At 62.7% G+C, this 11,631-nt stretch carries 11 protein-coding genes and 1 pseudogene; 3 read left to right on the top strand and 9 right to left on the bottom strand.

The annotated features are described in order from the left end of the window. Positions 1-16 precede the first annotated feature (16 nt). Complete coding sequence (locus QQS38_RS24950) at positions 17-1,078, top strand: sensor histidine kinase (RefSeq protein ID WP_479648050.1); 1,062 nt, start codon at positions 17-19, stop codon at positions 1,076-1,078. Between the two features lie 13 nt (positions 1,079-1,091). Then, positions 1,092-1,820 carry a LytR/AlgR family response regulator transcription factor gene (locus tag QQS38_RS24945; RefSeq protein ID WP_479648022.1) on the top strand — a complete coding sequence of 243 codons (729 nt, stop codon included), beginning with the start codon at positions 1,092-1,094 and terminating at the stop codon, positions 1,818-1,820. 5 nt (positions 1,821-1,825) lie between these two features. Here the strand turns inward: QQS38_RS24945 and QQS38_RS24940 are convergent, their stop codons facing one another. The 8 genes from QQS38_RS24940 to QQS38_RS24905 are packed head-to-tail and all read right to left on the bottom strand — an operon-like array spanning position 1,826 to position 10,158. After that, positions 1,826-3,463 (bottom strand): AMP-binding protein, encoded by a 1,638-nt coding sequence (locus QQS38_RS24940; RefSeq protein ID WP_479648021.1) that lies wholly within the window; start codon positions 3,461-3,463, stop codon positions 1,826-1,828. Positions 3,464-3,476: 13 nt separating this feature from the next. Continuing rightward, positions 3,477-3,872 carry a RidA family protein gene (locus tag QQS38_RS24935; RefSeq protein WP_479648020.1) on the bottom strand — a complete coding sequence of 132 codons (396 nt, stop codon included), beginning with the start codon at positions 3,870-3,872 and terminating at the stop codon, positions 3,477-3,479. Further along, complete coding sequence (locus QQS38_RS24930) at positions 3,869-4,327, bottom strand: acyl-CoA thioesterase (protein ID WP_479648019.1); 459 nt, start codon at positions 4,325-4,327, stop codon at positions 3,869-3,871. Before QQS38_RS24930 ends, QQS38_RS24935 begins: the two co-directional genes overlap by 4 nt. Next, positions 4,324-5,568 (bottom strand): acyl-CoA dehydrogenase family protein, encoded by a 1,245-nt coding sequence (locus tag QQS38_RS24925; RefSeq protein ID WP_479648018.1) that lies wholly within the window; start codon positions 5,566-5,568, stop codon positions 4,324-4,326. Before QQS38_RS24925 ends, QQS38_RS24930 begins: the two co-directional genes overlap by 4 nt. 1 nt (position 5,569) lies before the next feature. After that, on the bottom strand, positions 5,570-6,427 hold the full coding sequence (locus tag QQS38_RS24920) for an enoyl-CoA hydratase family protein (protein ID WP_479648017.1): 858 nt from the start codon (positions 6,425-6,427) through the stop codon (positions 5,570-5,572). A 46-nt stretch (positions 6,428-6,473) separates the two neighbouring features. Then, positions 6,474-7,013, bottom strand: coding sequence for a MarR family winged helix-turn-helix transcriptional regulator (locus QQS38_RS24915; RefSeq protein WP_479648016.1), 540 nt, complete (start codon positions 7,011-7,013; stop codon positions 6,474-6,476). Continuing rightward, positions 7,010-7,810 carry an SDR family NAD(P)-dependent oxidoreductase gene (locus tag QQS38_RS24910; protein WP_479648015.1) on the bottom strand — a complete coding sequence of 267 codons (801 nt, stop codon included), beginning with the start codon at positions 7,808-7,810 and terminating at the stop codon, positions 7,010-7,012. The genes QQS38_RS24915 and QQS38_RS24910 overlap by 4 nt, the downstream gene beginning before the upstream one ends. Continuing rightward, the gene (locus QQS38_RS24905; RefSeq protein ID WP_479648014.1) at positions 7,807-10,158 is read right to left on the bottom strand and encodes a bifunctional salicylyl-CoA 5-hydroxylase/oxidoreductase; all 2,352 of its coding nucleotides are present in this window, start codon (positions 10,156-10,158) and stop codon (positions 7,807-7,809) included. The genes QQS38_RS24910 and QQS38_RS24905 overlap by 4 nt, the downstream gene beginning before the upstream one ends. 573 nt (positions 10,159-10,731) lie before the next feature. Here QQS38_RS24905 and QQS38_RS24900 point away from each other — a divergent pair. Beyond that, complete coding sequence (locus QQS38_RS24900; RefSeq protein WP_479648013.1) at positions 10,732-11,178, top strand: BBE domain-containing protein; 447 nt, start codon at positions 10,732-10,734, stop codon at positions 11,176-11,178. Between the two features lie 232 nt (positions 11,179-11,410). On the opposite strand, the pseudogene QQS38_RS24895 reads toward QQS38_RS24900, so the two are convergent. Further along, positions 11,411-11,631: pseudogene (locus QQS38_RS24895) on the bottom strand (hypothetical protein); the annotation flags it as partial.

Raw genomic sequence — 11,631 nt, 5'->3', positions numbered from 1 at the left:
GCCTGGCCGCTTATGGCTGCTCGGTGACGGTCCGCGCCGTCCGGCGCCGCTCGCGCACGGCGTCGTCTCGCTCTTATGGCTCGTCGCGTTTTGCAGCATCGTCAGCGCGGGTTTTTGGACGGCGCATCGCGACGAGCCCTTGCTGCGGTATCTCGTGGTCGGAAATGGCATCGGCTTGAGCGCCTCGGCGCTTGGGAGGTTGACCGGCGCGCGCGGCGCGGGGCGCTTCGGCCTCTTACCAAGGGTGCTGCTGATTGCGCCGTTGAGCGTGGTGGCGGGCGTTGAAATCGCTGCCTACACGGTCGGCGGCGTGCCTCATTTGCTGGGTCGTTCGAGCCTCGACGCGTGGCTTCACTACGGTACGTCGTTCGTCATTGCGGGCGTAGCGTGTGCGTTCGGCGCCGTATCTGCGCAAGCGATGCGGATGCGCGCATCGTTGGAAACCCAACGGCGCGAGGCAGCCGAATTGCGGCAAGCCGAGACGGCGGCGCGACTCGCCCTGTTGCAAGCGCAGATCGAACCGCATTTCCTGTTCAATACGCTGGCGAATGTCCAGAGTTTGATCGAGCGTGACCCGAAGCGTGCGGCGTCGATGCTCGATAGCCTCAATCGATACTTGCGTGCCAGCTTGAAACGCACACGCGATGCGGCCTCGACGCTCAAGGACGAGCTCGAACTCGTGCAAGCGCTGCTCGACATCGCCTCGATTCGCCTCGGCGACCGGTTGCGCTATTCGATCCACGTGGGCGAGCCGATGCGGCAAGTGCCGCTCGCGCCGTTGCTGATGCAGCCGCTCGTGGAAAATGCCTTGCTGCACGGAATCGAGCCGTCGATCGACGGGGGCGAGATTCGCATCGCAGGGCGAATCGAACACGATATGTTGACGCTCGATGTCATCGACACAGGCGTTGGGCTCGGACACGGCACGAAGTTGCATGGCGGCGTAGGGCTCGCAAATGTACGTGCTCGGTTGAATAGCGTGTATGGTCCGCGCGCGAGCGTGTCTGTCGTCGCGAACACCGGAGGCGCGCGCGGTGTCACGTCCAGCCTGTGCATTCCGATTTCTCCGCTTCGCTAGGGGGCCGTCGCTCATGCCGTCCGCTCTGATTGCCGACGACGAGCCGAATCTTTCGGCCGAACTCGCTGCGCGCCTAGCGCGCTTTTGGCCCGAACTGCAGATCGTCTCGATGCCGCGGGACGGGGTGGAGGCGCTGGCGCAGTTGAACGAGAAGCGCCCCGACTTCGCCTTCCTCGATATTCGCATGCCGGGCATCGATGGCCTGAAGGTCGCGCAACTGGCCGCGCCTGTGCGCGTGGTGTTCGTAACCGCGTTCGATGCCCATGCGGTGGAAGCGTTCGACGCCGCCGCGACGGACTATTTGCTCAAGCCGGTAACGGACGAGCGCCTCTTGCGCTGTATCGCGCGTTTGCAGCACAGCGGCGCACCGGAGCGCGGGGCAACGGCCGACGAGCTAGGGCAGTCGAGGGAAGCGGCGCCGATTCGATGGTTGACGGTCGGGGTCAAAGACACCACGAAGCTCGTATCGATCGAAGACGTCTTGTTCTTTCAGGCGACCGATAAGTACACCGAGGCGGTCACACGCGATCGGCGGCATTTGATTCGCACGCCGCTCAAAGAGCTACTGCCGCGCTTGGACGGCGACCGCTTCGCCCAAGTGCATCGCGGCGTGATAGTGGCCTATGCGGCGGTCGATCGAATCGAACGTGACTTGCTGGGCAGACTACGCATTCACCTGCTCGATCATGACGCAGTGCTGCCCGTCAGTAGAGCGTATGCGGGTTTGTTCAAGCAGATGTAGAGCGCTCACAGGCTGCGCAGCGCGAACCGCTTGAGCTTGCCCGTCTCCGTGCGCGGCAATGCATCGATGAACTGAATCACGCGCGGGTACTTGTACGGCGCGACCGTCTGTTTGACGAACGCCTGCACGGTGGCGACGAGCGCATCGTCGGCCACGTAGCCCGGTTTGACGACCACGAACGCTTTCACGATTTGCCCGCGCTCGTCGTCGGGCGCACCGATCACGCCGCACTCGGCCACGGCCTCATGCTGCATCAAGACGCTTTCGACCTCGGGTCCCGAGATGTTGTAACCCGCGGATACGATCATGTCGTCGGCGCGCGCTTGATAGAAGACGTAGCCGTCCGCATCGACATAGACCGCATCGCCGGGCAGATTCCAGCCGTCACGCACGAACTTCTTTTGGCGCTCGTCGGCCAAATAGCGGCAACCAGTCGGCCCGCGCACGGCGAGCTTGCCGACCGTGCCGGCGGGGACGGGATGCATTTCGTCGTCGACCACCTCGATCACATAGCCCGGCACGGCTTTGCCGATGGCTCCGGGGCGCACCTCGTCGCCGGACGACGAAATGAAAATATGGATCATCTCCGTGCCGCCGATGCCATCGATCATCTCGATCCCCGTCGCCTTGCGCCAAAGCGAGCGTGTAGCGTCGGGCAGCGCCTCGCCCGCCGATACGGTTTTCTTCAAGCTCGCGATATCGAAGCGTGGTACGAGCGGCGCCATCTGCCGATAGAACGTCGGCGCGGTGAACATCGTCGTGGCATGAAAGCGTTCGACGGTGCGCAGCAGCGTTTCGGGTGTGAGCCGCTCGATCAGCACGGTCGATGCGCCCACGCGCATCGGAAAGCACAGCAAGCCGCCAAGACCAAATGTGAAAGCAAGCGGCGGCGTCCCGCAAAACACATCGACGCAAGTCGGCTTGAGAATGTGACGCGGAAACAGATCGCACATCGCGAGCACGTCGCGATGGAAATGCATGCAGCCTTTCGGCGCTCCGGTGGTGCCGCTTGTAAATGCGATCAGACAGACGTCGTCCGCCGCCGTATCGCACGCCGTGAACTGCGCGGGTTTCGTTGCGGCCAACGACTCGATGGAACCAGGCGCATCGCTATGAAACACGCGTACGTCGACGAGATCGGCGCAATAGAACTCGTCATTCTCGTCGCAGCATCGGTCGAGCTCTTCTATCAAACGCGCATCGCAAAGGGCTGTGCGGATCTGCGCTTTGTCGACGATCTGCTTCAGTTCCTTTGCTCGCAGCAGCGGCATCGTCGGCACGACCACCAACCCCGCTTTCAAGCTCGCCAGGAACGCGGCTGCCATCTGCAACGTATTGGGTCCGCGCAGCAGCACGCGGTTGCCGGGCGCGAGCGACATTTCCTCGACGAGCACATGCGCCCAACGATCGACCATCTCGCGGAGCTCGCGGTAGGTCGTGCCGCGCGGCGTATCGTCGACTTCCGACCAGATCGCTACGCGATCTGCGTGCCCGGCCGCGATGGTGGCGTCGAGCAGCTCCGTCGCGCAGTTGAAACGCTTGGGGTAGGCGAGATCGGGGTGGTCGAGCAGTAAGACCGGCCAATGATCTTGCGGCGGCAAATGGTCTCGCGCAAACGTATCGACATGGGCTGACGGTTCCATGGCTCGCTCCGGGTCAGTCGGGTATCACGGCGGTGGCTTCGATTTCCACTTTGGCGCGTTCTTCGATGAGCGCGGCCACTTGCACTGCGCTCATGGCGATGTCGTAATCGCCGATCAACTCGCGAAACGCTTGACCGACCTCGCGCGCCGCCGCGAGATATTCGCGTTTATCGGTCACGTACCAGGTCATGCGTACGAGGTGCTCGGGCCGTGCCCCTGCTTCTTTCAATATGGCGACGATGTTTTCGAGCGCTTGCCGTGCTTGCTCGGCGAATGAATCGGAGCGGAATTGCTCCGTGTGGTCCCAGCCGATTTGTCCGGCGACGAACACTTGCGTGCCGTGCGCGGCGACGCCGTTGGCATAACCGCGCGGCTTGGACCAACCGGCCGGTAACAGGGGACGTTTCATCTAAGGGCCTCGTGAGCGTTCGGGGATGAAGAAGCGGCCGCTCGTTGCAGCGCCGCGCGGATATCGTTGGGCATGTCGATCGATTGCCCGGTGTCGAGCGACGTCGTGACGAGCACTTGGTGCGCGACGAATCGAACGCCGTCGTTGCCTCGGCCGACAATATCGATGCCTATCGAGCGCTGACCGAGCTTAGTCAACGAAAGCTCGAGCGAAACCGTCTCGCCCATGCGGCTCGGCCGCGCAAATTCGCATTCGAGTTTGACGATGGGTAGGCCCACGCGGCGGCGCGCAATCATATCGGCGTAGTCGATGCCGAGTGCATCGGTGAACCAGTCTTCGACGAGCGCGTTCGTCAGCGTCAGATACTGCGGAAAGAAAACGATGCCCGCCGGGTCGCAGTGCGCGAAGCGGATGCGCACGGGGCGTTCGAAGACGATGGGCGCTTGCTCGCTCATTGGCTCGCTCCATGACCGTGCGCCGTGTCCCCTCTTTGCGCATGCTCTTTGAGCAGGTCGCGGCCGATGATCAACTGTTGCACTTCCGTTGCGCCTTCATAGATACGCAGCGCACGAATCTCGCGATAGAGCGTCTCGACGGGCGTGCCGCTGCAAACGCCTTGGCCGCCCCACAATTGGACGGCCGCGTCGATCACGCGCTGCGCGCCCTCGCTCGCGTGCCACTTCGCCATGGCGGCTTCGCGCGTGACGCGTTTGCCTTGGTCGCGCATCCATGCCGCGCGGTAGACGAGCAGGGCTGCGGAGTCGATCGTGAGCGCCATCTCCGCGAGCTTCGCTTGCGTCAGCTGAAAATCGCCGAGCGTCTGCCCGAACATACGGCGCGTCGCTGCGCGATGCAGCCCCTGCGCCAGCGCATGCCGCGCGAAGCCGAGCGATGCGGCGGCCACCGACGTGCGAAAGATGTCGAGCGTGCGCATCGCGAGCTTGAATCCTTCGCCGGCAGCCCCTAGTCGCTGCGCTTTCGCCACGCGCGCGCCCTCGAAGCGCAGCCGCGCCAACGGATGCGGCGCGATGACGTCGATGCGCTCCGCGATCGTGAAGCCGGGCGTGTCCGCATCGACGACGAATGCGCTGATGCCGCGCGCACCCGGCGCCTCGCCGGTGCGTGCGAAGACGACATAGAAATTGGCGATGCCGCCGTTCGAGATCCACGTCTTTTCGCCATCGAGCACATAGTGATCGCCGTCCTCTCGCGCTGCGAGCGAAAGCGCCGCGACGTCCGAGCCGGCATCGGGCTCCGACAGGGCAAATGCCGCAATGGCTTGCCCGCTCGCAACGCGCGGCAAATAGCGGCGCTTTTGCTCGTCGGTGCCCGCGAGCGAGATGGCGCCCGAACCGAGCCCCTGCATGGCAAGCGCAAAATCGGCCAGACCCGAATGGCGTGCTAGCGTTTCGCGCAAGATACAGACGGCGCGCGTATCGATCGTATCGCCATGGCCGCCGTATGCGGCGCCGCCTATGCCATAGCGCAGCCAACCGTCTTCTCCGAGCTTGCGCACGAGGCGGCGGCAGTATTCGTCGACGTTCGCTCTGCCGTTCGGGCCGCTTTGCATGGGCTCCCGGTGCGTCAGGAGCGAGCCGTGCGCATCGCACCATGCCTGCAGGTCGACGGCCAGCTTGCGATGCCGTTCCTCGAAGAAAGGCCAATCGAGCATGTCCGGCCACTGGGCGCTTGCCATGTCAGTCTCCTTCGAAGACGGGACGCGTCCTGGCCGAGAACGCGCGATACGCGCGCTCGAAGTCCCGCGTCGCCATGCAGATCGCTTGGGCCTGCGCTTCCGATTCGATCGCTTCGTCCACGCTCATGTTCCACTCTTGGTGCAGCATCTTCTTCGTGATGCCGTGCGCGAATGTCGGACCCGACGCAATCGATCGAGCGAGTTCTTCGGCATCCGCTATCAGCTGGTCAGGTGCGCTCAGACGGTTATAGAAGCCCCAGGCGAAACCTTCTTCGCCGCTGGCCGAGCGCCCCGTGAACAGCAACTCGGACGCGCGCCCCTGGCCGATGATGCGCGGCAGGATCGAGCATGCACCCATGTCGCATCCGGCTAGGCCGACTCGTGTGAACAAGAACGCCAACTTGCTGCGCGCCGTGGCGAGCCGCATATCGGCGGCCATCGCAATGATCGCGCCGGCTCCCGCGCAGACGCCGTCGACGGCGGCGACGATCGGCTGCGGGCAGTGGCGCATGGCTTTGACGAGATCGCCCGTCATGCGCGTGAACATCAAAAGCTCCGGCATCGGCAGGCCGATCAGCGGACCGATGATTTCGTGAACGTCGCCGCCCGAGCAGAAGTTTTCGCCTGCACCATGAATGACGACGGCTTTGACGTCCGTTGCATAAGCGAGGCTGCGGAACAGGTCGCGCAGCTCTGCATAGGAATCGAACGTCAACGGATTCTTGCGCTCCGGGCGATCGAGCACGACCGTGCCGACACTGCCCGTTACGCGCCAACCGAAGTGACGCGAGCGATACTGTGCAAGTGTCGTGCGATTTCCAGCGCGCAGCGCATCGGCGTTCATCGAGGCATCCGTCATTGCTTAGTTCTCCTATCCTTTGGCATCGCTCAGCGGCTCGCCCGCTTCAGCTCTTGACGCAATCGAGCAGGTGCTGTTTCAGCTTGCCCAGACGCTGCTGCATCTTCGATTTATCGTCGATCGACAGGCCGCCGAACAATTCGACAACCCAACGCTCGTGCGCTTGGGCCATTTTGTCGAACAGCGTGCGGCCCGCGGGCGTGAGCCGTACCGTGAAGGCGCGGCGATCGGTGGGATCGGCGTCGCGCGCGACGAGGCCTTCCTTTTCCAACTGATCGGTCAGCCCTGTCACATTGCCGCCCGTCACCATCAGGCGTCGGGAAATCTCGCTCATCTTCAGCCCTTCGGGGTGGCGTTCCAGTTGCGCCATGAAGTCGAAGCGCGGCAGCGTCGTGTCGAATTCCGTGCGCAAGCGGCGGCGCAATTCGGTCTGCACGAGGTTGGTCGTCGTCAAAAGGCGCAGCCACAGCCGCAGGCTCGTGTGGCTGTCGGCGCCTGTGCTCATTTCGAGGTCGACGACGTTCACCGCCCGCGCTTCGCGCGGTGCGGCTTTCTTCTTTGTCGAGGCGCGAACGGCGTCGCTCACATTACTTCTCCGCCAGAGATGGAAATCGATTGGCCCGTCACCGAGGACGATTCGGGCATGACGAGCCACAGCACCGCATGAGCGACTTCGGCTGGAGCGATGAAGCGCCGTTGCGGGTTGGCGCGTTGCAGCGCCGTGCGTGCTTCGCTTGCGCTTCGGCCGGTTTTGGCGACGACCCGATCGAGCGAGGTCTGTAACAACGGTGTTTCGGTGTAGCCAGGGCAGACGGCGTTGACGGTGACCCCCGTCGTGGCCGTTTCGAGTGCGAGCGCTTTGGTGAACCCGATGACGCCGTGCTTCGCGGCGCAATAGGCCGTCACGTAGGGGTAGCCGATTTGCCCCGCGGTGCTCGCAACATTCACGACTCGGCCGAAGCCGTGCTCGATCATGGAGGGCAATGCGGCTCGTGTGCAGAGGAATACGCCGGTCAAGTTGACCTCGAGCATGCGTTGCCACAACCCGAGGTCGGTCTTGGCGAACGGTGCAGCTTGCGCCTGCCCGGCATTGTTGACCAGCACATCGACCGGACCGAGTGCATTGCGCGCCGATGTGAAGGCATCGTCCACGGCGTCGGGGTCCGTGACATCCACGGTGGCGCAGTGGATCGCCCGCGATGCACCGAGTGCGCCGAGCGCCGTGCGTTGTGCTTCGAGCTTCGCCGAATCCCGGCCCATGAGGGTCACGCGTGCACCCGCATCGACGAGCGCTTGCGCGATTGCTGCGCCGATGCCGCTGCCGCCGCCCGTGACGACTGCATGTAGATCATCCAGCGAATGCAGCGTCGTTTTCGCATTCATTGGGCCACCTCCGAAGGCGTAGCAGCTGCGGCCTGGGTCGCGCGTTCGCGCTCGAAGTTGCGTTCGAGCTGGACTTTTGCGGCCGCGTATTGCTTCGGCCACGCGACATCGAAGTAACCGATTTTTGCGGCCTCGGTGAGGGTCCAGGCCGGATTGGCCAGGTGGGGCCGGGCAACGGCGCAAAGATCGGCGCGACCTGCGGCGATGATGCTGTTGACGTGATCGGCTTCGGAGATCGCGCCCACCGCGATCGTGGCGATGCCCGCTTCGTTGCGGATACGATCCGAGAACGGCGTCTGAAACATGCGACCGTAGACGGGTTTTTCCGCTTTGCTGACTTGTCCTGACGACACGTCGATCATGTCGGCGCCGGCTGCTTTGAACGCGCGCGCGATTTCGACGGCATCGTCCGGCGTCGTTCCGCCCTCCACCCAATCGTTCGCCGAGATGCGCACGGAGATCGGCTTGCCTTCAGGCCAAACCTGCCGGATCGCGTTGAACACTCGTAGCGGAAAGCGCAGCCGGTTTTCGAGCGAGCCGCCGTATTCGTCGGTGCGGTGGTTCGTGAGCGGCGAGATGAAGCCCGATAAAAAGTAGCCATGCGCGCAGTGCAGTTCGAGCCAATCGAAGCCGGCTTCCTCGGCTCGTTCGGCTGCGCGCACGAATTGCGCTTCGATCTCGCGCAGCTCGTCGTGGGTGGCCGCGTGCGACCACTGGCTGATACCGGCGAGATATTGTTGCGGCGAAGCGGAAACGATCGGCCAATTGCCATCGGGCAATGGTTGATCGATGCCCTCCCAACTGACGCGCGTCGATGCTTTCGCACCGGCATGGCCCAGTTGCATGCCGATTTTTGCATCGCTCATGCGATGGACGAATTCGACGATGCGGCGCCAAGCATGCAGATGCTCGTCGGTGTACATGCCGGGGCAGCCGGGTGTGATGCGCCCTTCCGGCGAAACGCAGGTCATTTCTGTCATGACGAGTCCGGCCCCGCCCATCGCACGCGCGCCGAGATGCGTTAGGTGGTAATCGCCCACCGTGCCGCCCACGGCCAAGTATTGCGCCATTGGCGAAACGACGACGCGATTCTTGAGCTTGACGTCGCGCACCGAGAACGGGGTGAACATGGGGGGAATGGATTGCTTCGTATCGCGCGCCCCTTCGATGCCGGCTTTCTGAGCAAGCCATTGCTCAAACGAGCGCACATAGTGCGGATCGCGTTGACGCAAGTTTTCGTGCGAGATGCGTTGCGAGCGCGTGAGCAGCGAGTAGGCGAACTGCTCCGGATCGAACGAAGCGTAGCGGCTGACGTGCTCGAACCATTCCGTCGAATTGCGCGCGGCGTTTTGAATGCGCAGCACGTCGACGCTGCGCGTTTCCGTATAGTGGGCGAGGGCGGCGCGCAGATCGTGAGGGTGGGCATCGATGCTATCGGCGAGTGCGATTGCATCTTCCAACGCCAGCTTCGTTCCGGACCCGATCGAGAAATGTGCCGTATGGGCGGCGTCGCCCATGAGTACGACGGGTGTCGCGCCGCCGTTCGCCCGCGGCCTGTAATGCACCCACTGTTGGTTGACCACGCGCGGGAATCGAATCCATTGCGCGGAGCCGCGCAGGTGCGCGGCGTTCGACATCAACGGGTGTCCGTCTAGGTACTTCGCGAATAGTCGTTCGCAGAACGCGATGCCGTCTTCTTTGCTCATTTCGTCGAGGCCGGCCGCGCGCCAGACGCGCTCGGGCGCTTCGACGATGAAGGTCGAGGTGTCTTGGTCGAAACGGTAGGCGTGCGCTTGAAACCAGCCCCACTCGGTTTTTTCGAAGGCGAAGGTGAAGGCATCGAACAGCTTGTGGGTACCTAGCCAGACGAAACGGCAATCGCGCACGTCGACATCGGGGCGGTACGTCGCGGCGTATTTCTGGCGAATGGGGCTATTGGCGCCGTCGCAGGCGATGATGAGATCGGCGTCGTAATCCTCGTCATTCGTCACATTGGTTTCGAAGACGAGCTGGACGCCCAGCGCTTCGCAGCGTGCCTGCAGGATATTGAGCAGACGTTTGCGCCCGATGCCGCAGAACCCGTGGCCAGAGGAGCGAATGGTGCGTCCGCCGAAATGGACGTCGATGTCGTCCCAGTGGTTGAACGCATCGAGGACCATCTCGGCGCTCGCGGCGTCGGCAGTGCGCAGGTTTTCTAGCGTTTGGTCGGAGAAGACTACGCCCCAGCCGAAGGTGTCGTAGGGGCGATTCCGCTCGATGACGGAGACTTCGTGCGCCGGATTGCGCAGTTTCATCAATAAGCCGAAGTAGAGCCCGGCGGGCCCGCCCCCGATGCAGACGATGCGCATGGTGCCTCCTCGCGTGTCGATGGGGGAAATTTAGGTGTAAATAGTTTAGGTGTCAAGTAAACGGGTGGGAGTCGCTCACGAGCGTTGCTGCTGTGAGCCTATGTAATAAAGTCCGTCTTGGGAGAATAAAGTTCGTCTTGGGGACTGACCGTTGGCAAGCTGGGATATGCGCTAACCATGGAGGTTGCAGGAAGACGGGGGAGCCCGGCGCGGCCGTTTGGCTCGGCCACATCGCTGTTTGTCATGTGGATGGGAAACGCAGAATCGGCCCAGCGTGCATATCCAAGACGCCTGGAAGGTCGGGGCGAACGGCATTGTAAGAGGTCGATATACCGCGTTCGGTTTCGGGGTTGCTGCTTACCGGTGAGAGTCGAGCACAGCCAAGCAGTTAGTCGCTCGACAGTGATATACCGGGCTCCCGTACCCGTTCAGAACATGCACGTCTTGCTGCATCTGTTCGCAGTTGTTTGGCTCTTTCGAAGTTGGGATTGCTTTTGGCACAGCTACGAGTCGCAATGGCTGCGCGCGACGCTTCTCGAACCAACCCAACGTAGTCGATTTGCTGGAGCGCTCATGGCCGCCGCCCAATTTCAGGCCGTGGAACTGCATGTCAACAAGGGACTCGCGGGCGCCCCCGCGGAGGTGAAGGAAAGCGCACGTCAGTGCGCGATGAATCCGAAAGTTGCTGACGCGTTCGCCTTGGCGATCGTGACTGCGGGCGGTCCGCCGCCGTTTGCGGGTCTCCCGATCACACTGCCTGACATGACAGAGGCTCATCGCCAAGCCGAGCGTGTGGCCAAAGCCGCGAGCGTTATTAAAGCATTGTCACCGCAAAGCGGCTCCTATCTTTCGGAAACAGATTTTTTCCGGGGAGACTGGCGCGAAGCGTTTTGGGGGGCGAATTATGCACGGCTGAAAGCGATCAAGAGCCGCTACGACCCCGCGGGATTCCTTTTCGTCCATCACGGGGTCGGGAGCGGGGACTGGAGTCCCGACGGCTTCACCCCGGTGCAGTCGTGACGTTTGGATGTTCGTGCAACGAGTTACAGCGGTTGCGCGGCATCCATTCGGACCGCAGACGGCTGAGGGTCGACTTCTGCCCGACACGGCCGATCAGTGGCCTACCACCCGGCCCGCTCTACGCCAGACTGGATTCGGCCATCATGAGCCACTCGGTAATAACAAATAGCCCTTGGTTCGTTGACAATCCGACCTTCTTGCGCCGGGTTACAGATTCGCTCTGGAACCAGACCTAAAGCTCTATGCCCCCTTCTCGCAGCCGGGCACGCAACTGCGGTTGTTGATCATCGGCCAAGTCGAGAAGACGCAATTTGACGTCTGGGTGGGACAAAACCACGCGGTGCTCGCCACTGGGTTTCGTCCACAATGAAGTTGGGTCTTCGATCCAACGTTTCAGCGCGTCCTTCATATCTGGATCACCGTTTTCGCGCGACACATGAAGTTCTGCAACGA

It is taken from the genome of Trinickia sp. Z7, from assembly GCF_056498045.1.
Note: the sequence above shows the minus strand (reverse complement) of the source record. Positions and strands in the feature narration are given on the sequence as shown.

Bases quoted from the DNA above. Each gene is read 5' to 3' on its own strand.
- QQS38_RS24945 (WP_479648022.1), top strand. From the start codon at position 1,092: ATGCCGTCCGCTCTGATTGCCGACGACGAGCCGAATCTTTCGGCCGAA.
- QQS38_RS24940 (WP_479648021.1), bottom strand. From the start codon at position 3,463: ATGGAACCGTCAGCCCATGTCGATACGTTTGCGCGAGACCATTTGCCG.
- QQS38_RS24935 (WP_479648020.1), bottom strand. From the start codon at position 3,872: ATGAAACGTCCCCTGTTACCGGCCGGTTGGTCCAAGCCGCGCGGTTAT.
- QQS38_RS24930 (WP_479648019.1), bottom strand. From the start codon at position 4,327: ATGAGCGAGCAAGCGCCCATCGTCTTCGAACGCCCCGTGCGCATCCGC.
- QQS38_RS24925 (WP_479648018.1), bottom strand. From the start codon at position 5,568: ATGGCAAGCGCCCAGTGGCCGGACATGCTCGATTGGCCTTTCTTCGAG.
- QQS38_RS24920 (WP_479648017.1), bottom strand. From the start codon at position 6,427: ATGACGGATGCCTCGATGAACGCCGATGCGCTGCGCGCTGGAAATCGC.
- QQS38_RS24910 (WP_479648015.1), bottom strand. From the start codon at position 7,810: ATGAATGCGAAAACGACGCTGCATTCGCTGGATGATCTACATGCAGTC.
- QQS38_RS24905 (WP_479648014.1), bottom strand. From the start codon at position 10,158: ATGCGCATCGTCTGCATCGGGGGCGGGCCCGCCGGGCTCTACTTCGGC.
- QQS38_RS24900 (WP_479648013.1), top strand. From the start codon at position 10,732: ATGGCCGCCGCCCAATTTCAGGCCGTGGAACTGCATGTCAACAAGGGA.